At 59.6% G+C, this 25,017-nt stretch carries 30 protein-coding genes, 1 tRNA gene and 2 pseudogenes; 21 read left to right on the top strand and 12 right to left on the bottom strand.

What is annotated here, in order from left to right:
- Positions 1–44 precede the first annotated feature (44 nt).
- The gene (locus tag A6W98_RS00120) at positions 45–1,457 is read right to left on the bottom strand and encodes a DNA primase family protein (protein WP_052677873.1); all 1,413 of its coding nucleotides are present in this window, start codon (positions 1,455–1,457) and stop codon (positions 45–47) included.
- Between the two features lie 94 nt (positions 1,458–1,551).
- Here A6W98_RS00120 and A6W98_RS00115 point away from each other — a divergent pair, with 94 nt between their 5' ends.
- Positions 1,552–2,466: a hypothetical protein gene (locus A6W98_RS00115; RefSeq protein ID WP_042456300.1), complete on the top strand. Its 915-nt coding sequence runs from the start codon at positions 1,552–1,554 to the stop codon at positions 2,464–2,466.
- A 2-nt stretch (positions 2,467–2,468) separates the two neighbouring features.
- On the top strand, positions 2,469–4,466 hold the full coding sequence (locus tag A6W98_RS00110) for a tetratricopeptide repeat protein (protein WP_042456297.1): 1,998 nt from the start codon (positions 2,469–2,471) through the stop codon (positions 4,464–4,466).
- 131 nt (positions 4,467–4,597) lie between these two features.
- Here the strand turns inward: A6W98_RS00110 and A6W98_RS22180 are convergent.
- A pseudogene (locus A6W98_RS22180) lies at positions 4,598–4,702 on the bottom strand (hypothetical protein); the annotation flags it as partial.
- Positions 4,703–5,008: 306 nt separating this feature from the next.
- On the opposite strand from A6W98_RS22180, the gene A6W98_RS20670 reads away from it, so the two are divergent.
- From A6W98_RS20670 to A6W98_RS20030, 6 genes and pseudogenes are all read left to right on the top strand, one after another.
- Positions 5,009–5,185 carry a hypothetical protein gene (locus tag A6W98_RS20670; RefSeq protein ID WP_155734682.1) on the top strand — a complete coding sequence of 59 codons (177 nt, stop codon included), beginning with the start codon at positions 5,009–5,011 and terminating at the stop codon, positions 5,183–5,185.
- Positions 5,163–6,212, top strand: a complete 1,050-nt coding sequence (locus A6W98_RS00105) for a tyrosine-type recombinase/integrase (protein WP_042456294.1) — start codon at positions 5,163–5,165, stop codon at positions 6,210–6,212. The genes A6W98_RS20670 and A6W98_RS00105 overlap by 23 nt, the downstream gene beginning before the upstream one ends.
- Positions 6,213–6,466: 254 nt before the next feature.
- Positions 6,467–6,817: a hypothetical protein gene (locus A6W98_RS00100; protein WP_042456291.1), complete on the top strand. Its 351-nt coding sequence runs from the start codon at positions 6,467–6,469 to the stop codon at positions 6,815–6,817.
- A gap of 100 nt (positions 6,818–6,917) precedes the next feature.
- Positions 6,918–7,151 (top strand): annotated as a pseudogene (locus A6W98_RS22245) (ATP-dependent Clp protease proteolytic subunit); the annotation flags it as partial.
- A 140-nt stretch (positions 7,152–7,291) separates the two neighbouring features.
- Positions 7,292–8,401 carry a phage major capsid protein gene (locus A6W98_RS00095; protein WP_052677871.1) on the top strand — a complete coding sequence of 370 codons (1,110 nt, stop codon included), beginning with the start codon at positions 7,292–7,294 and terminating at the stop codon, positions 8,399–8,401.
- 491 nt (positions 8,402–8,892) lie between these two features.
- Positions 8,893–9,753, top strand: coding sequence for an Abi family protein (locus tag A6W98_RS20030; RefSeq protein ID WP_207759083.1), 861 nt, complete (start codon positions 8,893–8,895; stop codon positions 9,751–9,753).
- Positions 9,754–9,788: 35 nt separating this feature from the next.
- On the opposite strand, the gene A6W98_RS20025 is transcribed toward A6W98_RS20030, so the two are convergent.
- Entirely contained in the window at positions 9,789–9,989 is a 201-nt protein-coding gene (locus A6W98_RS20025; RefSeq protein WP_072071626.1) for a helix-turn-helix domain-containing protein, read from the bottom strand.
- A gap of 120 nt (positions 9,990–10,109) precedes the next feature.
- On the opposite strand from A6W98_RS20025, the gene A6W98_RS00090 reads away from it, so the two are divergent.
- The 6 genes from A6W98_RS00090 to A6W98_RS00070 all read left to right on the top strand — a co-directional run bounded on the left by A6W98_RS00090 (position 10,110) and on the right by A6W98_RS00070 (position 13,049).
- Positions 10,110–10,301, top strand: a complete 192-nt coding sequence (locus A6W98_RS00090) for a hypothetical protein (protein WP_042456288.1) — start codon at positions 10,110–10,112, stop codon at positions 10,299–10,301.
- On the top strand, positions 10,298–10,726 hold the full coding sequence (locus A6W98_RS00085) for a hypothetical protein (RefSeq protein WP_042456285.1): 429 nt from the start codon (positions 10,298–10,300) through the stop codon (positions 10,724–10,726). Before A6W98_RS00090 ends, A6W98_RS00085 begins: the two co-directional genes overlap by 4 nt.
- Positions 10,727–10,898: 172 nt before the next feature.
- Complete coding sequence (locus A6W98_RS00080) at positions 10,899–11,504, top strand: hypothetical protein (protein WP_042456283.1); 606 nt, start codon at positions 10,899–10,901, stop codon at positions 11,502–11,504.
- A gap of 147 nt (positions 11,505–11,651) precedes the next feature.
- Positions 11,652–11,801 carry a hypothetical protein gene (locus A6W98_RS20665; protein ID WP_155734681.1) on the top strand — a complete coding sequence of 50 codons (150 nt, stop codon included), beginning with the start codon at positions 11,652–11,654 and terminating at the stop codon, positions 11,799–11,801.
- Between the two features lie 2 nt (positions 11,802–11,803).
- The gene (locus tag A6W98_RS00075; RefSeq protein ID WP_063490860.1) at positions 11,804–12,010 is read left to right on the top strand and encodes a hypothetical protein; all 207 of its coding nucleotides are present in this window, start codon (positions 11,804–11,806) and stop codon (positions 12,008–12,010) included.
- Positions 11,997–13,049: a tyrosine-type recombinase/integrase gene (locus A6W98_RS00070; protein WP_231098317.1), complete on the top strand. Its 1,053-nt coding sequence runs from the start codon at positions 11,997–11,999 to the stop codon at positions 13,047–13,049. The genes A6W98_RS00075 and A6W98_RS00070 overlap by 14 nt, the downstream gene beginning before the upstream one ends.
- Positions 13,050–13,123: 74 nt before the next feature.
- On the opposite strand, the gene A6W98_RS20660 is transcribed toward A6W98_RS00070, so the two are convergent.
- Positions 13,124–13,210: transfer RNA gene (locus A6W98_RS20660), tRNA-Cys, on the bottom strand.
- Positions 13,211–13,325: 115 nt separating this feature from the next.
- On the opposite strand from A6W98_RS20660, the gene A6W98_RS00065 reads away from it, so the two are divergent.
- Complete coding sequence (locus A6W98_RS00065) at positions 13,326–13,520, top strand: hypothetical protein (protein WP_042456277.1); 195 nt, start codon at positions 13,326–13,328, stop codon at positions 13,518–13,520.
- 522 nt (positions 13,521–14,042) lie between these two features.
- Here the strand turns inward: A6W98_RS00065 and A6W98_RS00060 are convergent.
- From A6W98_RS00060 to A6W98_RS20020, 3 genes are all read right to left on the bottom strand, one after another.
- Positions 14,043–14,621 carry an SLATT domain-containing protein gene (locus A6W98_RS00060; RefSeq protein WP_052677870.1) on the bottom strand — a complete coding sequence of 193 codons (579 nt, stop codon included), beginning with the start codon at positions 14,619–14,621 and terminating at the stop codon, positions 14,043–14,045.
- Positions 14,596–15,483, bottom strand: a complete 888-nt coding sequence (locus A6W98_RS00055) for an SMODS domain-containing nucleotidyltransferase (RefSeq protein ID WP_052677869.1) — start codon at positions 15,481–15,483, stop codon at positions 14,596–14,598. Before A6W98_RS00055 ends, A6W98_RS00060 begins: the two co-directional genes overlap by 26 nt.
- Positions 15,484–15,835: 352 nt before the next feature.
- A complete protein-coding gene (locus A6W98_RS20020; protein WP_072071625.1) occupies positions 15,836–16,432 on the bottom strand; it encodes an NYN domain-containing protein in 597 nt (198 codons plus the stop codon).
- Between the two features lie 803 nt (positions 16,433–17,235).
- On the opposite strand from A6W98_RS20020, the gene A6W98_RS00050 reads away from it, so the two are divergent.
- The 4 genes from A6W98_RS00050 to A6W98_RS00040 are packed head-to-tail and all read left to right on the top strand — an operon-like array spanning position 17,236 to position 21,127.
- Complete coding sequence (locus A6W98_RS00050) at positions 17,236–18,030, top strand: helix-turn-helix domain-containing protein (protein ID WP_042456274.1); 795 nt, start codon at positions 17,236–17,238, stop codon at positions 18,028–18,030.
- Positions 18,005–19,546, top strand: coding sequence for a GNAT family N-acetyltransferase (locus tag A6W98_RS00045; protein WP_052677868.1), 1,542 nt, complete (start codon positions 18,005–18,007; stop codon positions 19,544–19,546). The genes A6W98_RS00050 and A6W98_RS00045 overlap by 26 nt, the downstream gene beginning before the upstream one ends.
- Positions 19,543–20,112 (top strand): AAA family ATPase, encoded by a 570-nt coding sequence (locus A6W98_RS20015; protein ID WP_072071624.1) that lies wholly within the window; start codon positions 19,543–19,545, stop codon positions 20,110–20,112. Before A6W98_RS00045 ends, A6W98_RS20015 begins: the two co-directional genes overlap by 4 nt.
- Positions 20,105–21,127 (top strand): hypothetical protein, encoded by a 1,023-nt coding sequence (locus A6W98_RS00040; RefSeq protein ID WP_155734680.1) that lies wholly within the window; start codon positions 20,105–20,107, stop codon positions 21,125–21,127. Before A6W98_RS20015 ends, A6W98_RS00040 begins: the two co-directional genes overlap by 8 nt.
- Before the next feature lie 354 nt (positions 21,128–21,481).
- On the opposite strand, the gene A6W98_RS00035 is transcribed toward A6W98_RS00040, so the two are convergent.
- The 5 genes from A6W98_RS00035 to A6W98_RS00015 all read right to left on the bottom strand — a co-directional run bounded on the left by A6W98_RS00035 (position 21,482) and on the right by A6W98_RS00015 (position 24,150).
- Entirely contained in the window at positions 21,482–22,057 is a 576-nt protein-coding gene (locus A6W98_RS00035; protein ID WP_081251711.1) for an HNH endonuclease family protein, read from the bottom strand.
- A 62-nt stretch (positions 22,058–22,119) separates the two neighbouring features.
- Complete coding sequence (locus A6W98_RS00030; protein WP_063490973.1) at positions 22,120–22,926, bottom strand: DNA adenine methylase; 807 nt, start codon at positions 22,924–22,926, stop codon at positions 22,120–22,122.
- Positions 22,927–23,085: 159 nt separating this feature from the next.
- A complete protein-coding gene (locus tag A6W98_RS00025; protein WP_063490859.1) occupies positions 23,086–23,427 on the bottom strand; it encodes a bacteriophage spanin2 family protein in 342 nt (113 codons plus the stop codon).
- A complete protein-coding gene (locus tag A6W98_RS00020; RefSeq protein ID WP_063490858.1) occupies positions 23,424–23,933 on the bottom strand; it encodes a lysozyme in 510 nt (169 codons plus the stop codon). The genes A6W98_RS00025 and A6W98_RS00020 overlap by 4 nt, the downstream gene beginning before the upstream one ends.
- Positions 23,934–23,937: 4 nt before the next feature.
- Positions 23,938–24,150, bottom strand: coding sequence for a DUF7940 domain-containing protein (locus A6W98_RS00015; protein WP_042456263.1), 213 nt, complete (start codon positions 24,148–24,150; stop codon positions 23,938–23,940).
- Here A6W98_RS00015 and A6W98_RS00010 point away from each other — a divergent pair.
- Positions 24,145–24,558 (top strand): hypothetical protein, encoded by a 414-nt coding sequence (locus A6W98_RS00010; RefSeq protein WP_207759082.1) that lies wholly within the window; start codon positions 24,145–24,147, stop codon positions 24,556–24,558. The genes A6W98_RS00015 and A6W98_RS00010 overlap by 6 nt on opposite strands.
- Positions 24,551–24,880 carry a helix-turn-helix domain-containing protein gene (locus A6W98_RS00005; protein ID WP_042456261.1) on the top strand — a complete coding sequence of 110 codons (330 nt, stop codon included), beginning with the start codon at positions 24,551–24,553 and terminating at the stop codon, positions 24,878–24,880. The genes A6W98_RS00010 and A6W98_RS00005 overlap by 8 nt, the downstream gene beginning before the upstream one ends.
- Positions 24,881–25,017: the final 137 nt, after the last annotated feature.

The raw sequence follows: 25,017 nt of genomic DNA, 5'->3' as shown, positions 1-25,017 counted from the left end.
CGAAGCCTCCGATGGATCGGAAACGGGGTGCGGGGTGCGGCGCATCAGAACGGCTCGTCGACGGGCGCACCGGCGCCGCCATGGTCTCTGCGATCTGCCATCCGGGCCGCGAACTCGTCGGTGAAGCGCAGGCCGCGATAGCCGGTTGCCCCGCGCTTGGCCGGGATGAAGCTCTTGCCGGTATGGGGATGGCGCCAGCGGCTGGCCTTCTGCTTGAGCCGGTTCGATACGGTGCGCCCGCCCCATCGGGTCTCGCCGCGATCCTCCAGCCAGAAGTTGAAGGCCTCGATCAGCTCGCGCGAATAGATGAAATCGGCCTCGGCGCCGGTGACGATGGCGCTTTCGGTCAGGAAGGCGCCGACCGGATCGCTTTCCTCGCGATACTCGGCCGTCGCCTCGAGCACCCGGTCGGGCGGGCGCAGGCCGCCCTCGAGGAAGTCGGTCAGCCCCGCGATCAGCCAGTTCAGGATGCCGGGCGCCTCGTCCCAGAGCTTGTTGGCCAGCTCCGGGTCGCGGCGGTCCTCGGGGATCTGCACATCGAAGGGCACCAGCAGCACCCGGCGCCAGATCCCGTCATCGGTGCCGCGGATCTCGGGCTTGTGGTTGCCGCTCATGGTCAGCTTGAAATACGGCGAGAACTCCAGGAAATCGCTGTGCAGCGCCCGGATCATCAGGGGCTCGCCGCCGGTCAGTTCCTTGATCAGCCCCTCCTGCAGGCGCTGGCCCTCGTCGGGTTCCGAGGTCCGCACGAAGCGCGCGCCCATCAGCGGGATCAGGTCGGGCGTGGCATCGCCGCCGCCGCGGCGGTTGGTGCCGGTCAGCGACTCGATCCGGGCCGTCGCCGCATAGGGCCCCAGCACCCGGGCGATGGTGTCGACCAGCACCGATTTGCCGTTGGCGCCGCCGCCATAGAAGAAGGCCAGGCGCTGCATCTTGATGCCGGTCATCGAGAGCCCCATCCAGCGCTGGACGAAGTCGCGCACGGTGGCGTCGGGCAGGATCTCCTCGAGGAAGGCGTCCCAGCGCGGGGCTTTCGCGGCGCGGTCATAGGCGACCGGCATGATCTTCGACAGCAGATCGCCGCGCAGATGCTCGGGCTGGACGCGCAGCTCGGCCACCGGCGACATGCCCTCGGCCGCGACCGTCGAAAAGCGCAGCGTGCCCGAGAGCGTGTTGACGGTCAGCGGATCGGCATCGAGATCCTCATAGGCCCGGGCGAGCCCCGGTTGCGCCTGCTCGATCATGTTGCCGATGGGGCCGCTGTTGCCCGCATTCTTGGCATGCGTCAGGCGCCGGCCGATCAGCGACTTGCGGTCCTTCAGGATGGCCTCGATCGATCTCAGCCGGGCGCGGATGGTGCCGAGCTCGTCGTCGTGATCCTCGGCGCGCTCGGCCTGCCGATGCGCGTGCCCCGCGATGCGCCTTCGGCGAGCAGTTGGAGAGCCGCCGACCTGCATGGGCTTCTCATCGGCTCGGATGTCGAATAGATAGAGGATAGAGGCGCCGGCCCACCGGCGCCAATTTATGTAGGGTTGTATTTCGGGGAGCGGCATGCAGTTCAATCGATCCGAACTGACTGCTTCGGCAGTTTCCCTTGCCGGGGCATCCGACGTGGACGAAAGCTGCGTCGGCTGCAATTATCTGATCGAAGAAAACGTCTCTGAGCAGCGGCGGGACGACGTAGAGACCTACAAACCGCTATCAGAAGATATCCGTAAGGTGGTCAACAGTTACTTCGTTGATAGCGTTCAGGGGCTGGCGCGGGGCCACAACTCATCGACCTTCGATGTAGCGACCAACGATCTGGCACTGCTTGCGGCTTCTGTGGAGCCAGTGCAAAAGATCATCCGCCTCGAGCGGATCGACCGCCATTTAGAACCTCGGGGGGGACTCGACTTCGACAGCCTCGTTGATGCCCTCCGGACAGGCGATCAGCACAGGCTCTCGGCGCTCACGGATCAGTTCCAGAATTATCCGGGCGAGCGCCCTTCGTTTGCCGCATTCAAGAGTGAGGTTTCGGACGATCTTAAGGAAGCGGACTGGCTGCAAAGAATTATTGACCGTCTTGGATTATACCACCATTACCCGTTTGTTCCGGATAAGCCGTATAGGTTTGCGCTTATGGAATACACCGCTGACGAAGTCATCAAGCAGGCTCATTCGAAGGGGGTTGATCGGTGTTTCTCCTTGGCGACGGTTCTTGAGTGCCAGAACAACCCGGCGTTCTTTCCAGTTCCGCGCTCGACCAGCCATGGGTTCACGGTGGACCTGCGCGAGCGCAATCCGAAAAAGGCGTGCGTGCGTGAGATCCTCCACATCCGCTTCGATTATTCCTGGAGGCATGTAAAGCGGCTAGCCAAATGGTCGGGAGCGGATGTTCCCGACATAGAGGCCGCGCGCGGTCGTCACCTTGATACCCTGCGAACAGAAACGGGGCGCACGGATTTTGGCGAAGTCGGGATCTGATCATGGTGACGCCTTCAGCCTTGGAGAAATGGAAAGCCCAGCTAAGGGATAATGGGAAGGCCGCACTTCGGGCTCTCCTAAATGGGACGGCGTCGCTTGGGCGGCTTTCGGCTGCTGAGCCCGAAGACGCTGTGGACGCCATTCTTGCTTCGGAGACGGGCGACTCGGATGTCGTTCGCGGGTTCGACCGTGGCTGCGCCGAGCTCCTAGAGGAGTTCCGTTCAACGCTACTGCAGCAGGAAGGCCGTTCGTTTCGCATCGAGCTGGCGAAACTCGTAACGCTTGTTACCATCATTCGGCGGTTGTTGCCCGAGCAGACGGTTGCGGACCTCCATCGCCGCTACGTTCTGTGGAGTGGCTTCTTCGAGAATTTTGTCGTGGATCGCGGTCTCGACCTGCGCCGCGAATATTTTCGGATCCTTGCGCTCAGCCAGGATGTGGCGGCGGATCATGGCCTGGAGCCGCGCCGGCTGATGCCGCTCTGGCTATCAGTCTGTGCAGAGAGCGGTGACGCCGGACGTTACGACGCCAGCTACTTGCGGATCGCGCTCCTCGGTCTGCGTCGCCTTCCGCTGGGTGATGACTTCGATGCGAACGAGGACTTTGCGCTTCAGGGTCTTGCGCGTTGGGCTGTGACACAGCGGCCGGGCACGGCGGCCTTCGAGCGAGAATGGCGCATTCTCGAAGGTGACTTCCCGCGGGATGCCGGCTTCTGGACGGATCGCGTCCAAGCCGCCATCACGGCTGCAGAGCGTGAGTTGTCGGGACGCACGAATGGCGCCGAGACGACATTTCCGGTCGCCGCTTGGTGGCGAGAGGATGTCGATATTCATCCTAACGAGCGAGCGCTATCGCGGACCATTTTCTCGACTGAGCCGGTTCCAATGAGCGAGTGGCAGCCTGTCCTCAACTCTGTTGAGCAGCCCTTGGATCAGATTAGGACGCCTATCGAAACCATAATGCGCCGACAGCAACGTTACGCTGACGTTTCGGGTGATGTCTTTTACCTCGTGCGCACGGCTTGCAACTTTGGCATGCGGCTAATCGAGAAGGGGGCACCGGACGAACGAGGCGAGCGCGGGGCGCTCGCCGTATCTCTGGCGACCTTGGCCTTTGACTACGACCCAGTGAACGTATTCGCCTGGTCCCTTATGCGAGATGCCTTGGCGGCCGCTGGGCGCATTGCGGATGCGGAACTTGTCGGTTGGGAAGCAGTTCGGCGCTTTCCTGAAAACCTCCAGTGGCGCACGCAGCTTGCTACGGTGCTGTCGGTTTACTCCGGCAAAGCGGAAGAAGCGGCGGCCCTTCTGCGGGAGACGACGGCTCTGTTCCCCGAAGAACCGTATGCGCGCACCCAGCTTGCGACGGTTTTGGCCGACGATCTGCGACGCACGGCCGACGCGCGCGACATTCTAAACAATGCGATTGCTGACGGCGTGGCCGATGATGTGACCCGGTTACTACTGCAAAAACTGGATCAAGGGCGCGCGCTGCGTCGCGCGAGGCCGCAGCCAACCGGTGTCGAGGACACGAGTACTTTGTCTCTACCGACAGCAATGGCGCGGCGGCAGCTCTTTCTCTTCGAGTCTGGGTTGTCTTCCGAGGACGGTCTGCGTTCATTTCTGTCGGACGCGCCGCAGGATAGTTATTCGACCTACGTCTCCGAAAGAGCCGGATTGTCGGATATTCCTTTCAAGACGACCTTTGCGATCGCCTTCGAAGACGCGCTTGAGAGGGCCGATCCCTCCGCGCTGCGTGCGCTCGTTGCCCGGGGGCGTCCGATGGAACGAGCTATCGTCGAGGAAGCGGTCGCTGTCAGCGAAGGCCGGGTCGTGGCATTCTCGGACTTCTTCGCGGACGCGGAGAGAGATGAGCGCCTGCCGACGCTGGAGCGAACCCTCCAGCAGCAAGGCGGGGGCGGAGATCGTCGCACCCTGCTGCTGCGCGATTTCGCTGCGTCGACGCTCTCAACGAGTGTTGTCTCATTGGTGGCCGCTTGAGTCGAGGGAACGGGTTCTCACCGTTTCATCCACTGGAAGCGCACCGGTGATGGTGCGCTTCTCACTGTCGGTGCCGGCCTCTTTACTCCCTCTACCTTCTCGCTCAGCCGGAGCCCCATGCTGATCAGCCTTTACAGGGCGGCGTGGGTGTAGACGAAGGTGTCGAGGGCCTCGTTGCGTTCGCCATCGCGCTTGGGCTGCCAGGAGCCGATGGTTCGGTCGCGCTCGAAGCAAGTGGCGAGGTATTCTTCGTTCCTCTAACCCGACGGATGAGGAAATCGCATCCGTCACCGGCCAATCCATGGCGATGGTTGCGCATTACACCGCTCATGTGAGGCAGAAGGTCCGTGCGCTCAAAGCCCAGGAACGCAGGCTGTAGAACGGAACGCCATCGCCGAGCTGGTCGATTGCGCCATGAAGGAAGGAAAACCCGATGCCTGACATCCACCAGCTTCCGCCCCTCGATCTGCACATGCCAACGCAGCGTGGATACTGCGACATTGGGGCCGTCGCGGCAGTACGAGCCGAGCCGGGAGGACGCCATGACGGCTGAGAAGCGGGCCCTGAATTACCTGAGGGCCCTTGAGGCCGAAGGGCGGGTTGTCAAACGGGTGGTGATCGAGGGAAGACGAATCGAGTTCGAGCTTGAAACGGAGCAGGAAGTCCTTTCCGAGTTCGATAGGGTGGATATGCGGTATGACGAAGCGAGAGCTTCCTAAATATGTGTACTGGCAGCGAAATGGTCTGTATTTTCAGCGCCGTGGGTGGCCGTCGCAAAAGATCGGGTCGGACTTCGGCAGCCCGGAGTTCTGGGCCGAATACGCTGCTATCCTGAAAGGAGAGGGGCAGGCCAAGGTTCTGCGCAGGAACTTTTCCGCTCTTATCCGCAGTTACCACCAGTCGCCGCGTTACCGGAACCTGAAGCCCCGCACGGCGCTGGACTATGACAAGTTCACGGCGTTCATCGACGAACGGTTCGGCCCGCTGAACCCGGCAAACCTCCAGCGTCGGGATGTGATACGCTTGCGCGATGAGAACGCAGGGAAACCGTATTTCGCGAACTACGCGGTGAAGGTGATCCGCATTCTGATGGAGCATAGCATCGATCTTGGCTGGCGCACCGATAACCCAGCCAAGGGGGTGTCGTTGCTGAAGGCGGATGCGGATCCGCGCCTGCCATGGCCGCAAAGCCTGATCGACGCTTTTCGTGCTGCCGTGCCGCTGGGGGCGCGCGAGCGCCTGCTGATGGAGCTGTGCCTCGGAACCGGCCAGCGCATCGGCGATGTGCTGGAAATGCAATGGGGCGATATCCAGGATGGGGGCATCACGGTCAAACAGAACAAGACCGGCAAGCGGCTTTGGGTGCCCATTGTGCCTTCGCTCCAGGAGGCGCTGGACAGGGCGCCGCGCCGGTCGCTGTTCATGCTGACGAACCAAAGCGGAACCAGCCGCTGGTCCTATCGCGGAGCATCGCAGGCCATTCGCAAGATCCGGGAAGATATCGGGGCGCTGGACTTCGACATCCACAGTTGGCGGTACAATGCCGCGTGCGAACTGGTCGAGGCTGGATGCACTGACGAGCTGGTGGCCGCGGTCACGGGGCAAAGCCCCAAGATGGTCGCGCACTACACGCAGCAGATCCGGCAGCGCGTGCGCGCCATAGAGGCCCAGGCTCGCCGGAAGAAGCCCTCAACGGGCGAGGGCCTTGCCACGAAAAGGCGAACAGAACAAAAACGGAATGTTTAGACGCTTGCTTAGACACCGCTTCGCGCTGGAGCGCGGAAACCCGCTAAGTGCTTGAAAGTAAATGGAGGCGAGTAGGAGAATCGAACTCCTGTACACGGATTTGCAATCCTTCCGACCACACGGAAAACGCGGACAAATCCTGTAAACGCCCCCCAGGTCTGACCTCTCAAAAAACAAACGCTTACGAGGCGCCTGTAAACGGCAGTCGTTCCTCGAAACTTCTCTCCAAAGACATCAAGCCCGCGCATAAGCGGATGGCGCGGGTTCTCGGCCATGCGCTGACTTATGCGTCCTTCGATGGCTGGGACTGGTTCCGCCTCCTGGCCATGGTGCGGCTCACGGCGCGCGAGCGGGCCTCGCTGGCCTATGCGGCGTTGCGGTCGCTGGAGCCCGAGCAGGCCGAAATGACGGCGGCCACAGTGCTGCGCGCGGCCGGGGCGCCCATGCCCCCGTTCCTGCGCGGGATGGAGGAAGCCCGGTTCTGGGCCTCGCTCGCCAACCGGGCCGAGCTGAAAGCCTTCGCGCTGGCCTCTTTCGAGGCGATGGCGCCGCGCGATCAGACCGCGTTCCTCCGGCATATCTCGGAAATCGAGGTGGCGGCATGAGACGGCTTGCCAATCCGAAGAGCCAGCGGCCGAGCAGCAGCTGCCTCGCCGCCGCTCCCTCGGCGCAACCGCAACAGCTCCCCAAAGCTCAGGTATCAGAATGACCGAAACCCTTCATATCTACGGGCCGATTGGCGAGGGCGAGAATACCCCGCCCCGGATCGGCGCCTTCCTGGACGACAATGCGGGCGTGCCGGTGGTGATCGCCGTCAATTCCTATGGCGGGATTGCCTCGGACGGGGCCGCGATCCTGGCCCAGCTCGACCGGCACGGGCAGGTCCGGGTGGAAGTGTTGGGCGTGGCGGCGTCTGCCGCGTCGCTCCTGGTGATGGGGGCGGCCGAGATTGCCATGCACCGCGCGGCGCATCTGATGATCCATGAGCCGTCCAATCTCGCCTGGCGGGTCTCGCTCTGCCGGAGACCGACGCGGCGGCGATCACCAAGGAAATCGCCCGGGTCGCCGCGAACGAGGCCATGGCGCTCATGGCCAGCAACGAGCCGCCGATCCGCCCCTGCGCCATCGGCATCGGTCAGGAAGCGCCGTCTCGGGCCGACGCGATGGCGGATGGTCTTCTGGCGCGGATGCAGTCCGGGCATGTCCCGACCCACGGCCGGGAGTTCGCGAACATGCGGCTCGATGACCTTGCGAGGCTGTCGGCCGGCAGCAGTTTCCTCCGGGGGCAGCGCCATGCCGTGATGTGGGGCGGTGCGATGGGCGCCGACGATTTCAAGACGGCCTTGGCGATTGCCTCCAACAAGGTGCTGCTGGCGGCCTACGAGGCCGCAGAGTCGCAGATCAAGAAGGCCTCCCGCGAAGTCTCGGCCCCGGATTTCCGGCCGATCAACACCGTTCGCGTCTCGGGCGGCGTCGAACTGGCGAAGGTGCTGGAAAACGGCGAGTTCGGGCAAGGCCAGATCACCGACGCGGGCGAGGCCTTCGTGCTGGAAACCTATGGCAAGATCTTCACCCTGACCCGCCAGGCCATCGTGAACGATGACCTCCGTGCTTTCGAGCAGAGCTCGCGGCTGTTCGGTCAGGGTGCGGCGCTCACCGAGGCGCGCATCTTCGCCGGGCTCCTCGAGGCGAATGGCGGCGCGGGTCCGGCCATGTCGGATGGCAAGACCCTCTTCCATGCCGATCACGGCAACCTGGCCGAGACCGGCGCGGCCCTCTCCATCGGCTCGCTGTCCCTCGCCCGCACCGCGATGCGTCGCCAGAAGGGGCTGGCGGGCGAGGCGATCCGGGTGGACCCCGCGCTTCTGATCGTGCCGCCCGAGCTGGAAACGCAGGCCGAACGGCTGGTGGCCGAAATCTCGGCCGCGTCGGCCGACGATGTGAACCCGTTCCAGCAGAAGCTGACGGTTCTGGCCGATGCCAACCTGACGGACCCGGCGGCCTGGTACATCGCCGCCCTGCCGGGCCGTCCCGATGCGTTGCAGCACGCCTATCTGGACGGGGCTTCGGGGCCGCAGATCTTCACCCGCGACGGCTTCGAGACCGATGCCAGCGAGTTCAAGGTGCGCCTCGATTTCGGGGCCGGGTTCGTCGATCACCGTGCCTGGTACAAGAACCCCGGCGCGTGATCCGGCGATCCGCCCAAAAGGATGCTCAGAGCCGCGTGCGGCGGCTCTGACGCGGCAGGGGTGATCGCACCTGGCGGGGAGGGGTCCGCAAACGCGATTGGGGCAAGTCGGTGAGTGTCCCGCATGGTGGGCGAAGAACCCCGACAGCCCGCGGCCTGGGTTTTCGTCAGGGCGCGGCGGGCATCGGGCCGGGGTGCGGAAACGCCCCGGCCTGTCTTCGAGCAGCCGATGTGCAGATCTAAGGGCGGTGTGTGCCGTCCCTAAGTGGAGTTTGATGCTGCGGGCGGCGAGGACCGGACGGAACCGTGTACCTTGACAAGGTGTACATCTTGCTGTAGATAACTTCGCAACAACACCCCCCAGGCTTCCGGCGGATACGCCGAGCTCAATACCGGGGGGTTACTTATTTGAGGGACCTGCTTTCGACGTTGCAGTTCACTAAGCGGCCTACCAATATTGATGAGCAACTTCAGCTTCTAATAAAGAGAGGCATGAGTGTTGATGATCACGGCGCCGCCAAAAAATGGCTTGAGACAGTTGGGTACTACAGGCTAAGCGCCTATTGGCTGCCATTCGAAAAGGTTGCTGAAGGGGCGGACGCGCGCAGTAAAATTTTTAATATCGGCACAGCGTTTTCTTCAGTAACTGACCTATATGTCTTTGATCGTAGATTGCGCGTCATCGTCCTTGAGGCGATTGAACGTGTCGAGGTTCATGTGAGGTCCCGTTGGACCTACCATATGTCGCATTCCTACGGCCCCCATGCACATCTAGATCACGAACTATTTTCCAACGGGTTGAGCCACGCAGAACAACTCGTCCGTCTTGCTCGGGCAGTGGATAAGTCCGAAGAGACCTTCATAGTGCACTACAAGGGCAAATACACGAGCCCCTATTCTCCGCCGCTTTGGGCAGCTACAGAATTGATGACGCTTGGGGAGCTTTCAAAGTGGTTCCAAGCAACAAAGGACAATTCAATCAAGTCGAAGGTAGGGCATGACTTGGGCTTGCCCACCAAAGAGATCGTCGAAGGCACCCTGCAGGTTCTATCATATGTGCGTAATATTTGTGCGCACCATGGAAGATTATGGAATCGCCGAACAGTCAAGCGGCTTCCTAAAATTAAAAGGTTCAAACGCGACCTTGTTGCGGTGTGCGACGGTCAAAATTGGCAGAACGACAATCGGATTTATAATGTTTTTGTGGTTCTTCTTCATCTCATGGATCAGCAGTGCACGGATAGCACTTTGCGTAGCCGGTTGCGTGAGCTGATCGAGGAGAGATCAGACGCGGATAGATCAAATATGGGGTTTCCTACCGACTGGCGGGACAGGCCCGTGTGGACTGCATAGCTACCCGATCTGACTTGTGGGACCCGATCAGATTTCTATTTCCTAAGCCGCACTCCTGGTCCGCCGCCATTCTCGGGAATGAACTCGACACCGGCGGACTCAAGGGCCGATTGAATCGCCTCAAGCGTTCGTGGTTTCAGCGCCTCGCCCTTCTCTAAGCGCGTGATCGTGTTGGTTGAAACGCCTGCAGCCTCCGCTAACTCACGGACCCCCATGGACAGGCCGGATCTGGCCATTCGGCATTGTGCGGGTGTCATTTTCGCTTCACCGTGTGCAATTCGCTTTACAGTAGCGATTTTGTTGCTATCGTGAAGACACTGTAGCGAAACCGCCACCGCATATCAACGGAGCCCAGAATGCCGAACCCGTTTCCGGCAGCCGTCACGGCTTTGCCTGCTGCCCGCCTTTATGAGATCCACGACTGTCTCGCCCTCGCGCTCGACGCCACGGAGCGGCCCGGCCGGTACACCCAGAGCGAACGCGAGGCCCGCAGCTATCTGCGCACGGCCCTGCGGCACACCCTCCGCCTGATGGAGGCGAGGGCATGAAACGTCGGACTTTCTTCGCCGCTGCCCCATTGGCGGTCTTGCCTGGCTCTGGCGTTGCCCTGGCTGACGCGCCTCAGTTGGACCAAGCGAGTGCAGTCGACCCTTTGGTCACGCTCTACCGCGAATGGCTCAGCGCCCGCCGAGAGTGGCGCGAACTGGCCGATCTTCCAGGTAATGAGAACTGGGACGATCCGAGATCGTTGGCCGCTGAGGCTCGTGAGAACGATGCCGAAGATATGATGCTGGCACTCAAGCCTGCATCGCTGGAGGGCATCGCCGCTCTGACGGCTTTGGCGTGGAGCCTCGTTAGCCCTGGCAACCTAGATGCAGAGGGATTTGAAGCGGCGGCGCAGTCCTATGATTGCCGCGTCATCGCTTCAATCTGGAGGGCCTGCACCGGCCTTGACGGCTATCCGGTGACTTGAGTGGAGCACCGCTGCCGCGTCGCGTCGGGCTGCCCGGCGCTTGCCGCCAGTTTGCGGCGTAGCCAAAGCACCGGACAGAGGAGGATGCGGACAAAGTTCGCATATGGACACCGTGCGCGAACTGCCATAGTCTGCGAACAATATTCGCAAACGCAAGCGGGGGACCAGAGCTATGCGCCAGAGCCATCTGTTGAAAATCACCGAGGGGACGCGGAATGAGCTTGATGGGGGCCGCCGTCGCGGCGTTCTACCCATCGCTCAAGGTGATAATTTCGGCTTCCCCGACGACGAGGCGGTGTTTTCGTGGGCCGATTTCACCCTGTCCGATGCACTCCGCATGCGGGTCTATTTCGACCTGACCCGCGGCGGTTTGAAAGCGCAGGATGTCAAATCCTTTGTGGGCAATGGATTCGCCCGGGTCGAGCATGGCGAAATCCAGCGCCCGTTCGACTTCCATAACCCTGGTCCGAAGCCCTGGTTGAACCCTCCGCGCGGGCTCTTCGATGTCTGGGAAGAGGAGATCTGGATCGCTCGCGAAGTCTGGACCTGCGCCGATATCGAGGAGATCACGAAAGGCCCCAACTTCTCAGTCACCTGGCACGGTGGCACCAAGTCGGAGATCGAGCGCGCGGTTGCGGACTTGAAGCAAGGCTTCGATCAACGCGAAACCCTGTCCCTCCAACTCTATAACCTCAGCCTGGCGCGCAAGAAGGTTCTGGATGCCGCGCGCGAGATCAACCTGCCGGAGTTGGATGAGCTCGAAGGCGGCAAAGCCTGATGGCCAAAGTCGATAGTATCCATGTCCAAGCGGCTCTCGGGGGCGGGAGCGAATACAAGGTCTCGCTGGCGTAACTCTCGCCAACGCTCCCATTCCAACCGGCGCTCCCCTCTCTCCGCCATAGAAACGCAGCAAGGAGAACTGCACATGGCCTGCAAACCGAACAGCTTCACCCAAGCAGACGTGGCGCGCGTGCTCAAAGCCTGCTGCGGCGCCGAAATCCCGATGGGTTGGGGCGAGATCGACCCGCGCACGGGCAAGATAGCCGTGATCGCGCTCGGTTTGGGGGAGGCATGACGATGGAGCGCCGTCCCGCCGCAATCCGAAAATCCGACCTGACACCCGCTTTTGAAGCTGCGAAGGCTGCGGGCTATGATCAGGTTTCCATCGTTGTGGAGACCAACGATGGAAAGCGCTTCCTGATTACAGCCGTGGCGGCGGGCGATACCGCTACGCCGGACATGACGCCGCTCGAAAAGTGGAGGGCAGGCCGTGCCGCAAGCTGACCTGCCCAAAGGCGTGCACCGGGTCCGGCGGAAGCTGGCGAACGGCAAGAGCCGTTTTCACTTCTATGCGTGGCGCGGAGGCCCGAAATTCTGGGAAGATGAATACTGCAAGCCCCGCGATCCGGCCTTCTATCAGGCTTTCGCGGACGCCGCCGCCCGACCGCAACCGGCCGACTACATGACGCCCAGGATGGTGGATGACTTCCTGTCCAGCACCGCGATGCCCAAAGGCGAAAGGTCCCGCGCGGACATCCGCAAATGGGCGCTGCGCTTTGCCGAGCATTTCAAGGACGCGCCTGCCGTTATCTTCGAGGAGCGCGGCGCGCGCGGGGAAGTGAATGCCTGGCGGGCACTCTGGAAGCACTCGCCCAAACAGCACGACATGGCGGGCACTCATGCTGTCCGCATCCTGAATTGGGCGGTGCAGGAGGGCAAGCTGACCGAGCATTACTGTCACAAGCTGCATCGGCTTTATGATGTGGACCGCTCGGAAATCGTCTGGACCCAGACCGACCGCGCCGCGTTCAACGCGGTTGCCCCGGAATGGGTGCGCCGCGTTCTTTGCGCTGCCTGCGAGACCGGTCTGCGCCCGGCCGACCTGATCAAGCTGACCCAAGCCCATGTCGAGCAGACTCCTCTCGGCCGTCGCCTGCGCGTCAGGACGAACAAGCGCAAGCGGCTGGCCCATATCCCGATCACGCCTGAGCTGGCCGAAATTATCGACACAACCCCGGCCAGTCGGCTGCTGATCCTGACCAACGCGAGAGGCAATGCCCTCACGCCTCACCGGGCATCCGAGGGCGTCCGCCAGTGGCGCGACAAGGCGAAGCTGTCCGATGACCTGCGCCTTTACGATGCGCGCGGGACGGCCGCGACGCGGCTGTTGAATGCGGGTCTCTCGCTCGCGGAGATCGCCAATCACATGGGCTGGTCGGTCCGCTACGCGGCGAACGTGATCGAGCATTACGCCCGTGTTTCTCCCGACGAAACCGATGCCGTTCTGATCAAACTTGCCCATGCGAAAGGGGGTGTAGCGTGAACAAAACTGTAAACGGCGCTGTAAACGGAGCGCCCCGCGCAAGCGGGTGGTCGAGCCAAGTGCTTGAAAGTAAATGGAGGCGAGTAGGAGAATCGAACTCCTGTACACGGATTTGCAATCCGCCGAGACGCTTTGAAAGCAAACGCAAATTCGTTTCAGCCATAGGCGGACATATGGGGAACGGTGCGAGAATGTTGCAGACGCGTCCTTGTTGCTGGGAGAGCGATCCTCGCCCGCTTTAACCCTTCCTTAACGGCGCTGGAGGACTCTCCCCATATGATCTGGGTCTTCAGCATAGCCGCCGACATCACCACGCCCAACCCTCCCGAAGGCTACGTGCGGGCTGACACGGAGGCGGAGGCCTTCGCGTTAATTGGCCACCCAGATACCAACCTCTACCGCTTGTGCGACGATGTGGAGTGGCCTGGCGGAGAACTGGACAGTTCGAGCTTGTGGTGGGACCGCCGCTGAGTGCTTGGCACTCAGGTACGGCCGAGATTAAGAAAAAGCCCCGATTAGACCAACGACGAGTTGCTCATTGAACTAGACGACTACCTGGACAATCGTGATGACTAGTTCCCGCCCGGCCGAGGGGGCGTGACAGAGCTATTCGTCAAAATCCACATTGTCGCCGCGTCCCTGGGCCGGTGGGTGCCCCGAGATAGGACAGCCCAAAGATCAAGGCAGTTGCCTGCCGTTCGCTGCACTGGCTCGATTTGTGCCGTAGGAGCGAGAGGTCTTGCCGTAAGGGCAGATTGTGTTGAAAAACTCCGGCCGCGGTTGAGAGGTCGTCTGAGTTTGGAACGCCGTTCTTCACAGGGGCAGCAAAGGTCCATTTACGAGGCGGGATCGCAGAAAAGCGGAACAATTGCCCCGTGAGCTTGTGCTCCGCGGCCCCGCAAGCGAGTTTTTCAACAGTATCGGCAGATTCCGGACTTTCGCCGCAGCTACGAAATGGCGAGAAGGACGGCACAGAAGCGGGCACTCGTAGCGCTACTTACCGTTGTCACGCTTCAACGCAGGAGGCAGGAACTTGTCGATTTCTCCGGGGTTAAACGTGTAGTCTTCTAAGGTCTGAAGGGCCTCTTGTGCCGACAAATAGGATTTTGGCGTCGTTCCTGGAGCCGATTTGTAGATTGCTGCCAACTCCGCTTGCAGTTGATCTCTCTTTATGCAGGCGTTTTCTCGATCAACCGTTCCATTGGCGCAGTCTGTGAGAAGAGACAGGTAGGACTCGCGAATAGACCACAAGTCAGCCGCAGTATCACGATGCTTCTGAGCGACTGCCCCCGGATCAAAACCTTTCATATATCCTGCTACAAAAAGAGAGATTAAAGAAATCGCTGCTGTCGCGCACTTGAGGTAAAAATTTTCGGCAAACAAGATGGCAAGCGCACCGGAGGAGGTTAGCGCAGACAGCGCTATTTGCGTCATTTTGAAGCGCATAAGCTGAGTAGATGTAATGTCCGCCTGCTTTTCGTGTGTCTTATGTGAGTAAACGACCCTTGCAAAGCACTCACGAAGCTGGTTCTCCAAGACGTTGCTCTCAGGGAGTTGGGTATTTTGATCCAAAAATTTCTCTCCACTTGTTTGCTGCCGTGTAAGGCTTGTCGGCATCATACTTAATGGCATCCAGCGCCTTCTCATACGCGACCTTAGCTTTTGCTTGGAAATTTCCTCGTTTCCAGACATAAGAACCACTTCCAGGTGCGCGCCAATACTTCTTGCTTGCGTCGATTTCCGAGAGGTGCTTCATAAAATCACGCACCAAAAAATCATGGTAAAGGAAAGATTTATCTCTGTATTTCCATCCGAGAATCCAGTGGTATGCCAGCGTATCGATCAACATTCCGCTCATTGGTACGTTATGTTTGTCTCGCCAAATTCTCGCCATTCTGCAAATTGCTTTCAAGTTTCCGTTTGCCGTCGCGCTATTTCTAATTGCGAAGTCTTCCATCTCTGCACGGGGGTTGCAGACCCTCCAAGTCCCACCACCGTTTGTGTCGGCGAAGGTGAATGATTTTCCATCTTTATTCAAAAAAACCGGTAGTATTTCAAACTTTATACTATCAGTAAAATTTAGCGCCACCACCTGGCCATCAGCGCCCGTGTAAGAGTTTGAGTAAGTCCTGTTGAGAGAATTTTTCACTTTCTGAAGCAGGGTGGATTGGCCGTTTCCCGAATGTGCATTGTATTGATGGTAGAGGCTGGCTGGTAGGGTAAATGACATGTCGATGTCACTAACCCCGTTTGTGGCGGTATCTCGCCCAAAAGAGCCAATATAAAGACTGTGTGAAGTTTCTGAATCTGTCCCCCAGAAGTCCTTATTTAGTTGTCTTGTTATTCTCTTGTAGCGATATGAAATGCTTGAGATCTTTTCTGTGGGTATTAGGTATATTTTCCGAAACGATTTGAAGTTGTCAGCCACACTCATTTGGAATTTTCACCTCGATAATCTGCTTTTTCGCCATCAGAGCGTAAAGGCGAAGTCTGCAAAGCTGAACCATAGCCAACGCAAGTTGAAGCTCACCTTGTCTTGCGCTCATCAATCCGAAATGAACATTACATGCAGTCCAAGGGAAAAGACCAGAGCGACGTTCCGCTCCGCACCAACTGCCGAGCGGGCGGATGTCAAGTAAGGGCCGGGAGCGCAGATGCTCCCGGCAAAAATAGTGGCCGACTTGTGGAAAAACCGTCCAAATATCGGCAGGGTCGCATTGCCGCTTGGACGCCAGTTTAAATAGTCGAGACAAAACGCCGGCCCACTTTTGCACTTATTATTTCGCTCAAGTATTCACTGGTCGCTTCGACAGATCGAGCACACTTGAACTCCTGAGTCCTTGTAGAAATGTCACAGAGGCATAAAAGTCATCTAGCGGAACAAATAAGCCGTTTTCTTCGGCCCAAGTTTTCATGGCTCTGTTGCAATGATCTTTCCAGGAAATGACTTCAATATTCCATCCAATCCGATGTAATCTCTGAATATCTGCAAAAAATCCTACACCTTGTTCGTGTCCGCTACCATCTCCACTAAGTAGCACGAGCGTTTCAGGAGGGGTGAAGTCATATCCTAGTCGCAACATTCTAGTTTGCAGCGCTTGGTCTACAGCCTGTTCTTTTCCGGAATTGGCACCTCTTTCATATAACTCCGGTGCTTTCCCTGTCTTCTTCTCGATGTGGCCCCAAACGGCATCAGTCGGCGGCGGCACCGATCCAACGCAAAAAACCTGCTCAACAGGTCGGTTGTTAACAGCCAGATCCACCAAAGATTCAAAATTGACCCGGAACGCCCCTGGCTTTCTTTCTAGATTGTCGCAAACGGACCTTCCAGAAATGAAAATATTCGAATTATCCCATATAATATGTGTTCGCTCGGCGGGCATGAAAGGGGCTCCTTCTAAGGTACTTTTTCTGGGCCTATGGTGGCGCGATAGATGCTATGCATGTTTGCTCAGTTCCTGCAATGAGGTATAGCTTCTCGGCCGATGCTGCACGATTTTACGAAAGGCCGGTTCGGGAAAGCTGCAATGCGGCGACGGCCCGCCCGTCGAACGGCAGGTCTGGGCCGGTCGCTACGCTGAGCGCGTCGCTGCGCGTGCAAAAACGGTCTGGCGCGCTCTGGTCCGTTTCGGGCTCGGAGCGGAGCTGCGACGGTGCAGCATGGCGCCGGAGCGCCTCGGCGCCCGCTCGGGCGCTCCCTGCCGATAGCCGCCGTTCGGTCGCCCAAGCCCGATCCGGCAGCGGATCGCGGAAGCGGCCGTTCATCCCCGCTGCGGCATACCCTGGAGCCGCCAAGGTCCGGAGAGCGTACCAAGCGGACAAGCGATTTGACTTCACCATCGGGCTCCGCGTCGGTCGATGTGACCGCCGTCTCGCGGCTCTTTGCTGGGAGCCTTCAGGGACGGGAGTCGGTCCGTAGTCGCGCCCCCTGCCGGCCGCGGCCATTAGACCCCCGCTATCTCACCCGTTGACGACTAGAAGGGGCCGACATCCGCTTTGGTATATGAAACACTTCTCAACCACCGACGCAGGCGGCCCACGGCGGTCAATGCGTCCAGAAACCAGCGCTGTGCAGCGGCTTGGCAAGAGCAGATATCGTCCACAATGATCTAGTCACATCCCCATATATTCCTTGTGAGGAATACCGGAGACTGCTACCAGCGGGAGAAAATGAGAGGTGAGTGGAATGGGCAAACTAGAGGGCAAGGTCGTAGAGGTTCGAGCATCAAGCTTGGATGAGCAATCTCTGAGGATTGGTGAGGCTCTCAAAGAGATCCGGAAGCTCTCAGGTTTGACGCAAGTCGAAATGGCCGAACTCCTCAACATTGGACAGGCTTCGATATCAAAGTTCGAGAAGGGCCGAGCCGACATGCAGCTATGCACGATCCAAAAATATGTGGAAGCCCTTGGCGGAACACTTCAGGTGAGCGCAGCCTTTGATGCGGGTAGCTCGTTGTGTCTGCGTGTGCGCGAGGCATTTGACGTCGAGCTTGACCAGGAAGACCAATTAGTACTTCCGATTTTCGCGGAAGAGCAGTTCCGACCTCACAGGGACGTCGTACTTAGTATCCGCCCGAAATTTAGTAGCCGTATCATGTCTGGCGAAAAGACTGTTGAGCTTCGGCGCAAGTTTCCCGCGGCTGCACCGGAAGGTACAATTGCCTACATTTATTCGACGTCTCCTGAACGTGCGATGGTTGGCGTAGCGGAAATCTCATCTGTGAGGAAACTTCCCATCGATGAAATTTGGCGACGCTACGCGGATGTAGCGTTCATCGAGCGCCCGGAATTTGACCGTTACTTTGAAGGCTTGCACGAAGGTTTCGCGCTGGAGTTTGCGAATGTTCGGCCATTCGAAACACCGTTGGGTCTTGCCTATCTTAGAGAGCGATTTGGCTTTGAGCCACCCCAGTCATTCTTGTATGCGAAACGTGATTTAAGAAAGGCCCTTAAAAATGAGCACGCAGTCGTATCTCATTGATACGAACATCATCATCGGCCTTGAAGACAATCACACCGTCAAGCCCGCCTATGCCAAGTTCTCTCAGTTAGCTGCGAAGCACAAAGTCGATGTTCTGGTACATGAAGCCGCGCGCGATGACATCAATCGCGACAAGGATGCCGCGCGCCGTGCGATTTCGCTGAGCAAGGTCGACAAATTCCAAATCCTTGAAAAGGTCAAGGGCGTCACCAAAGAAGATCTACAGCGGGCCTTCGGCAGGATCCGAAAACACAATGATGAGGTCGACGCCACCTTACTCCACGCGCTGTACATCAATGCCTCGGATTTTCTTGTAACGGAAGATCAGGGGCTGCATGAACGCGCCCAAAAATACGCACCGGACCTCGCAAACCGTGTGTTGTTTATAGCAGATGCGGCTCAACTTCTCATAACGACGTATGAACCACGCGCCGTACCCATCCGACATGTGGCGGACGTTTCTGCTCACACGATACCGATTACCGACAACTTTTTCGACAGCCTTCGCGAGGGGTATCCTGAATTTAATAACTGGTGGAAGACGAAATGTGTGGCAGAACGACGCTCGTGCTGGGTCGTCTATGACAATGACGAAATTGCTGGCTTGATCGTCCGCAAGGATGAAACCGGAGCCAACACCGACGCGATACACAAAGCGCAAAAAATATTGAAAATCTGTACATTTAAGGTCGGCCCAGAAAAAAGGGGCGTAAAACTCGGAGAGTTGTTACTCAAGAAGGTACTGTGGTTTGCTCAAAAGAATGGTTATGATCTAGCTTATCTGACGGCTTACCCTGATCAAGACGCACTGATCGCTCTTTTGGAGTTTTATGGCTTCGAGAAATCCGGCACCAAAGGTTTAGATGGCGAACTTGTTCTCGAGCGCTGTTTCTCGAATACACGACTGACACGTATCGATGGCACCTCAGTCTATGAAATAGATCGGAAAAGCTATCCACGCTTTGTCGCCGATACAGGTGTGCGTGGTTTTGTCATCCCGATCAAAGAAGACTACCATGACGTTCTGTATCCGGATCTCAGGAATGCGCGTCAGCCTGACATGTTTCGCGATACTATGCATGGCGCAGGTCCAAGACGACCAGGCAACACCATCCGCAAGGTTTACCTCTGTCGCGCACCATCGAACCTTGGACCGCCCGGATCCGTATTGTTCTTTTACAAAGGAAAATCTATTGAAAATCCATCACAAGCACTGACAGCGGTGGGTGTTCTCGATGATGTCTCATTTGCGACGTCAACCAAAGATCTTATGAAGCTGACCGGAGGGCGATCCGTTTACAGCGAAAAGGAGCTAGAGGGCTATAAAGCAACATCCGATCGCCCGGTAAAGGTCATCAACTACTTGCTCGTTGGTTATATTGACCCACCCATCTCGCTCGACGAACTGCAAGATGCCGGGATTTTTTCGGGCCACCCGCCACGATCCATTATCGAGCTAAGTGGGGTGCGACTTCACGAAGCCTTGGATCGGTGCAACTTCGGTTTTTCGCTATGAGGCAAAGAGTTGGCATCGTCGTTGGCATCTCCGGAGTTGGAAAGACATGGCTACTTAACAAAGTGCGCGCAGCCATACCGATGCAAATTCTTTCTGCAAGCACTCTCATTCGGGAATCGCTCGCGCAGAAGGAGGAACAGCCAACACCCCAAGACGACCTTCGCGCTCGCTGCATCGACGACAACCAAGCTGCCCTGATCGAAGCATTCAACCGATGCATTGATCCTGATACGACCCTAGTCATCTTGGACGCACATGTAATCATTGATACCCCTGACGGGTTGGCCCATGTTAGTTCAGACGTCTTCCGGAAGATTGACCCCGACTTCATGGTTTTTATCAAAGATGAGCCTCGAAGGATTCGCCGAAATCGGGAGCGCGATGCAAGGCGACTACGACCTGATCGAAGCGTTGACTTTCTAACCAAACAGCAGCGCGTTGCGATTGCAGCCGCACGTGACATCTCAGATAATTTGAGTATACCTATTTATTTTGTGAACGGCGGCGATGACCCCGAGTTAACCCGCGTCTTGAGCTCCCTCCAAGAGGTCGAACCCGATGTCTGAAAACAGATCGGTGGCATTCTGGTGCGAACTTGCTGCCGCCGACGCAGAAGTCACGACTGAGTTTCATGTAAACCTTTGGCATTTCTCAGCAAAAAATCGCCGCGATTTCGTCGAAATTGGAGTGATGCCAAGAAATCCCTCTGCGTTGTCGGTGATTCGAATTTTCGTCCCCTTTCCTCTGGGCCATAAGGACATTAAAGACCTCGGGCCCGAGTTTTTATCTACTGGCCTTGCTCAGGGTATTTTCAACGAAACTCTGTCGTCGACAAGCAAGCCAAACGGTAAGTCAGTAGAGCTTAAGGTTGGTGTCGAAACCTATTGTCACGTTCATCTTTTCTCGGTCGAAAACGACTTAATCGACCGCGACGAGCTCCAAGTCTTGGAGAAAGATGGGGGCACTTTAATCTCGATCACCGCACAGGCGTTGGGTGCCCTCGGGAGACAGTGCGTGGGCGAGGCAGAATGCGGTTACTTCCGCCTTCGCCTCCTGCCGCCGATACAGGATATAAGGCCATTTGTGACCGCCATCAAGCCGAAGGACCGAGCTTGGACTAGCGGCTTTGAAGAAATTGAGTATATCGATTGTCGTTTAAATGAAGCACGCACTCTGCCGACATCAATCGAAGCATTAGCAGACGCCGCCAAGCATGGCCTCGCCCATGTATCTCGCATTGTGTTCTTGGCCGTGGTCCCCGTGACTTCGTCGATCACATCGTCCCATTCCGAGTGGCATAAAAGCCGCTTGCTCGAAACTGAGATTTGGAAAGACTATGTTCCCGAAGGCTTGGAGAACGGGATGGTGGTCTATCACTGGCGCAAAAAGTTTGAACGCAATGGCCAAAATGGCCTGCAGGGATTTTCAGCTTTTGTTAAGTTGCAGACGAGAAAGACCAGCCCAATGGTGATTGCCATTTATGTTTCGGTGGCCCTCGCACTTGGTGTCGTCGGCAGCTTGACGGGGAGCGTCGTACAGTGGTGGATCAGTGGCGCTGGTAGCTCCTTGACTGGCAACTGAGCTTTCATCAAGCCGTGACCCGAGTCCCTTGGGTGTATAATTCAGTTTTCTTGATTTGAGCAGTCGCTCGACGCGCGGTGCCATCATCCGGCATTGCGACCCGGCGATTGCGGTGGTCATGGTCCGCTCTGGGGAAGTTCAGGGGGCGGCTTGCGAATACCACGAACGACCGCTCTCCGCCCATACTCTTGAAAAACTCGCTTGCGGGGCCGCGGAGCACAAGCTCACGGGACATGGTTCCGCTTTTCTGCGATCCTGCCTCGTAAATGGACCTTTGCTGCCCCTGTGAAGAACGGCGTTCCAAACTCAGGCGACCTCTCAACCGCGGCCGGAGTTTTTCAACACAATCCGCCCTTACGTCCCACACAGCCGCCCGGTCAGCGCGACCAGTTCCCGCTCCTCGGCGGCGGACTGCACCAGGCCGTAGCTCGCGGCGATCCGCCTGAACCGCAGCACATACTGACAGCGGAACCCCGGATCGGGCGGCAACCAGTCCAGCGGCCCGCGCGCGCCTTTCGAGCGGTTCGCCGAGGCGCTGACGGGCAGCAGGTTGACGGGATCGCGGGCGAAGCGGGCGCGCTTCTGGGCCGACCAACTGGCGGCACCATGGCCCCACGCATAGCGCAGCGGCACGATGTGATCGATGTCGAGATCGCCCGCCTCGGTGACCACCTGCCCGGTATAGGGCGCAAACCAGCGGCCGTGGCGCACCGAGCAGCCCGAGGGCGCGAGCCGCACCGGCACGGTGGAGAGAGCCGCCAGCAGCTCGGCCCGGGTGTCGAGACAGTCGCCGTCGGGATCGGTCCAGCCCGAGCCGAAGGCCGCGCGCTCATAGGGCACGGCCGGTGCAACGCTCTGCGGCGCCTGCGCGACCGGCGCGCAGGTCAGGAGCGTCAGGCTCAGCAGAAGCAGGGACAGGAGACGGCGCATGGGGCAGACCTTTTACCGGGCGCCCCCAAGATCCGGTTAAACGTCGACCGGGCCGGGGGAACTCATACGAGCCCCACCCTGACCTCGCGATTGGCGATGATCAACTCCCGCGCGGCGGTCGCGCCGCTCTTCGAGACCGAGTAAGTCAGCCGCACCTCCTCGATCAGGAAGGCACCGAACAGATCGCGGATCTCGGGCCGGTCGTTGATCGACAGCACGAAGGCGCCCTCGATCCTGGCCAGGCGCTCGGCCAGCTCGGCGAACTGGTCGCGGTCGAAGAGCCCCTTGCCGTAATCGTCCTCGCCGCCCCAATAGGGCGGATCGAGATAGAACAGCGCCTGCGGGCCGTCATAGCGCGCCAGCACCTCCTGCCAGGGCAGGTTCTCGAAGACCACGCCGTCGAGCCGGGCATGGGCGGCGTCCAACAGCGGGCCGATCCGGGCCAGGCTGAAGCGTGGCCCGCAGCCAGGCTGCACGGCGAAAACCCCGCCGAGCTGCCCGCCGAAGGCCAGCCGCTGCAGGTAGAGGAAGCGCGCGGCGCGTTCCAGATCGGTCAGCGTGGCCGGATCGCAGGCGCGGAGCCGCTCGAATTCGCGGCGCGAGGTGATCTGGAACCGCATCACCTCCATCAGCTGCGGATAATGGCGCTGCAGCACGCGGAAGAGATTGGTGATCTCGCCGTTCAGATCGTTCGCCACCTCCAGACGCGGGCGCCAGCTTCGGCGCAGGAAGACCCCGCCCATGCCGAGGAAGGGCTCGACATAGGTGCGGTGCGGGATCGCCTCGATCCGCTCGATGATCCGCCGGTGCAGGGCCTTCTTGCCGCCCATCCAGGGGGCGACGGGGGTTGCGGGGACGGTTTTTCGCATTTCGTTCATGTCAGGAACCTGTTCTAGGTCCGCCCGCTCTCGCGAGAGCCGGGCGACAGATTCCCTCTCGGGTGTCGGCGCAGTTTCTGTTGACGCAGGCTGCGTGGTGAGGCGGTGCTGCAACACCGCCTTGCCCCCGCCCGAAAGCGGGGGGAACTCTCAGGCCCGGCGGCGCGTGACCGCTTCGCCGATCCGCCGCCCGATCCGCCGCCCGATCTCGCCCGGCGAGGGGGCGATCCATCCGATCAGCGCGACCAGCACGATCCAGGGCGGAATGACATTGACGATGACGGTGTCGACGCGGTCGGCGCGGAGGCGGTTCTCGGATTGCTCCTGGCGGATCTCGCGGGCGCGGGGCCGGACGATGCTGGGCGCGTTCTCGACCTTCTGGCCCTGCACGTTTTCGGCCCCGGCCTGGACATTCGCGGCGACGTTGGGGCCGAGCGGCACCGGCAGCCCACCGCATCCGGCCAGCAGCAGCGCCGCGAGGAGCACCCTCATGCGCCGCCCCAGCGGAACGGCACCTCGGCCGGGATCCCGTCGAGCCCCTCATGGCAGAGCTGGCGGGCCTTGTTGCGGCGGATCAGGAGGCCGCGAATGCCCTTGCCGCCCGCAAAGCGCCAGCGCGGAAGCTCATTGCAGGCGCCGCGCAGATCGCCCGCGTTGAGCTTGCGGATCAGCGTCGAGCGCGCGGCCGCGCCGAGGCCCACATTATAGGCCCAGTCGAGGATCGCGACATAGGTGCGGTCGGGGATCCGGGCCTCGAGGGGATCCGCGATCAGCCGGTCGAGCCCGGCCTCGAACTCCGCGAGCCGCCCTGCGAACATCGCCCGGCACTCCGCGGGCGTGTAGCTGTCGCCGATCTCCACATCGCGGGTTTCGCCGAAGCAGACGGTCGGCACGCCGACGATGTCGAGATAGGCCTCTGTCTTCAGGCCCTCATTGCCGCCGATGAAGCTGAGCGCGAGGGCGGTGGCGGCGGCGCCGCGCTTCAGGATACTGCGCATCGGCTTACTCCATCCTCTGGGCGATCAACCGGGCAGCGAAGGCGGCCGCGGTGACCAGCGCCGAGAGCCCGGCGAAGAGCCCGCGCGGGATCCCCAGCAGATCGGGCGAGGCCAGCGAGAGCCCGGCCTCGAGCCCTGACAGCAGGCCCGCGAGCAGGATGAGACGGATCGACCAGGCGCGCCGGATCAGCGCGCGCCAGTGGGGCACGAGGTGCATTTTGGTCTCCTGCGGTTGAAATTATACGCCATTGGCGCAATTTTCGGGTTGCCGAAATTACGCCAATGGCGTATTTATCTGGGCATGAAGATTGTTCGCACCAAACGCTACCTGAAAGACCTCAAGCGCATTCGGGCAACGGAAGCGGAGGCCGAGGCTGTCGAGCAGATGATCGCGACGAACCCTGAAGCTGGTGACGTCATCCAGGGGTTGCGTGGTGTGCGCAAGATCCGTTTCGGCCTGCGCAACAAGGGGAAGAGTGGAGGCGGACGCGCGATCTATTTCCTGATGGTGAACGATGATGTGGCGATCATGATTACTGCCTACATGAAGAAAGAACAGAGCGACCTCACGACCACGCAGCGCAAGGCCATTCTCAAGATGCTGGAGGATCTCCACGATGACTGATGAGACTTTTGATCTCGGCGAAGCCCTCAAGGAAGGACTTGAGGAGGCCCGCGCCTGGAAACGTGGCGAGATTAGCCTCGAAGCCCGCAATGTCGATCCCATGCCACCGTCTCGGATCAGGGAAATCCGCAAGAAGGTGGCCCGATCTGCCGCTGCATTCGAAAAGCGCTTCGGTATCCCCGCGGCCACGATCAACAACTGGGAGCAGGGGCGGCGCAGGCCCGATCCGGCGGCGCGCCTGCTATTGTCCGTCATCGATAACAACCCCGACACGGTAGAGGCAGTGGCCCGTCAACAGGCCGCACCCTTCAACCCCTCCTGATCATTCGGCTATCAGGGCCAGGTGCTCAGTACGTTTCAGATAGCGACCACGAGCGGCAGGTCGGCGGCGCGGAGGCAATTTGCCGCCGCGCCAGTCGGGCACGAGGTGCATGGGGGGTCCTTTCGGGGATGAGGGGC

This window comes from Rhodovulum sulfidophilum DSM 1374 (assembly GCF_001633165.1).
Lineage (GTDB): Bacteria > Pseudomonadota > Alphaproteobacteria > Rhodobacterales > Rhodobacteraceae > Rhodovulum > Rhodovulum sulfidophilum.
The sequence above is the reverse complement of the archived record's forward strand: the minus strand, read 5'-3'. Positions and strand labels throughout refer to the sequence as shown.

Excerpts from the sequence above, each read along its gene's own strand:
- A6W98_RS00090 (WP_042456288.1), top strand. The coding sequence starts at position 10,110 with ATGCCGAACCCGTTTCCGGCAGCCGTCACGGCTTTGCCTGCTGCCCGC.
- A6W98_RS00025 (WP_063490859.1), bottom strand. The coding sequence starts at position 23,427 with ATGAGGGTGCTCCTCGCGGCGCTGCTGCTGGCCGGATGCGGTGGGCTG.
- A6W98_RS20025 (WP_072071626.1), bottom strand. The coding sequence starts at position 9,989 with ATGGCCAGATCCGGCCTGTCCATGGGGGTCCGTGAGTTAGCGGAGGCT.
- A6W98_RS00030 (WP_063490973.1), bottom strand. The coding sequence starts at position 22,926 with ATGCGAAAAACCGTCCCCGCAACCCCCGTCGCCCCCTGGATGGGCGGC.
- A6W98_RS00035 (WP_081251711.1), bottom strand. The coding sequence starts at position 22,057 with ATGCGCCGTCTCCTGTCCCTGCTTCTGCTGAGCCTGACGCTCCTGACC.
- A6W98_RS00015 (WP_042456263.1), bottom strand. The coding sequence starts at position 24,150 with ATGCACCTCGTGCCCCACTGGCGCGCGCTGATCCGGCGCGCCTGGTCG.
- A6W98_RS00040 (WP_155734680.1), top strand. The coding sequence starts at position 20,105 with ATGTCTGAAAACAGATCGGTGGCATTCTGGTGCGAACTTGCTGCCGCC.
- A6W98_RS00045 (WP_052677868.1), top strand. The coding sequence starts at position 18,005 with ATGAGCACGCAGTCGTATCTCATTGATACGAACATCATCATCGGCCTT.
- A6W98_RS00020 (WP_063490858.1), bottom strand. The coding sequence starts at position 23,933 with ATGCGCAGTATCCTGAAGCGCGGCGCCGCCGCCACCGCCCTCGCGCTC.
- A6W98_RS00075 (WP_063490860.1), top strand. The coding sequence starts at position 11,804 with ATGGAGCGCCGTCCCGCCGCAATCCGAAAATCCGACCTGACACCCGCT.
- A6W98_RS00120 (WP_052677873.1), bottom strand. The coding sequence starts at position 1,457 with ATGCAGGTCGGCGGCTCTCCAACTGCTCGCCGAAGGCGCATCGCGGGG.
- A6W98_RS00115 (WP_042456300.1), top strand. The coding sequence starts at position 1,552 with ATGCAGTTCAATCGATCCGAACTGACTGCTTCGGCAGTTTCCCTTGCC.
- A6W98_RS00095 (WP_052677871.1), top strand. The coding sequence starts at position 7,292 with ATGGCGCTCATGGCCAGCAACGAGCCGCCGATCCGCCCCTGCGCCATC.
- A6W98_RS20030 (WP_207759083.1), top strand. The coding sequence starts at position 8,893 with ATGAGTGTTGATGATCACGGCGCCGCCAAAAAATGGCTTGAGACAGTT.
- A6W98_RS00080 (WP_042456283.1), top strand. The coding sequence starts at position 10,899 with ATGCGCCAGAGCCATCTGTTGAAAATCACCGAGGGGACGCGGAATGAG.
- A6W98_RS00065 (WP_042456277.1), top strand. The coding sequence starts at position 13,326 with ATGATCTGGGTCTTCAGCATAGCCGCCGACATCACCACGCCCAACCCT.
- A6W98_RS00055 (WP_052677869.1), bottom strand. The coding sequence starts at position 15,483 with ATGAGTGTGGCTGACAACTTCAAATCGTTTCGGAAAATATACCTAATA.
- A6W98_RS20020 (WP_072071625.1), bottom strand. The coding sequence starts at position 16,432 with ATGCCCGCCGAGCGAACACATATTATATGGGATAATTCGAATATTTTC.
- A6W98_RS00110 (WP_042456297.1), top strand. The coding sequence starts at position 2,469 with ATGGTGACGCCTTCAGCCTTGGAGAAATGGAAAGCCCAGCTAAGGGAT.
- A6W98_RS00085 (WP_042456285.1), top strand. The coding sequence starts at position 10,298 with ATGAAACGTCGGACTTTCTTCGCCGCTGCCCCATTGGCGGTCTTGCCT.
- A6W98_RS00100 (WP_042456291.1), top strand. The coding sequence starts at position 6,467 with ATGGCGCGGGTTCTCGGCCATGCGCTGACTTATGCGTCCTTCGATGGC.
- A6W98_RS00105 (WP_042456294.1), top strand. The coding sequence starts at position 5,163 with ATGACGAAGCGAGAGCTTCCTAAATATGTGTACTGGCAGCGAAATGGT.
- A6W98_RS20670 (WP_155734682.1), top strand. The coding sequence starts at position 5,009 with ATGACGGCTGAGAAGCGGGCCCTGAATTACCTGAGGGCCCTTGAGGCC.
- A6W98_RS00005 (WP_042456261.1), top strand. The coding sequence starts at position 24,551 with ATGACTGATGAGACTTTTGATCTCGGCGAAGCCCTCAAGGAAGGACTT.
- A6W98_RS00050 (WP_042456274.1), top strand. The coding sequence starts at position 17,236 with ATGGGCAAACTAGAGGGCAAGGTCGTAGAGGTTCGAGCATCAAGCTTG.
- A6W98_RS20015 (WP_072071624.1), top strand. The coding sequence starts at position 19,543 with ATGAGGCAAAGAGTTGGCATCGTCGTTGGCATCTCCGGAGTTGGAAAG.
- A6W98_RS20665 (WP_155734681.1), top strand. The coding sequence starts at position 11,652 with ATGGCCTGCAAACCGAACAGCTTCACCCAAGCAGACGTGGCGCGCGTG.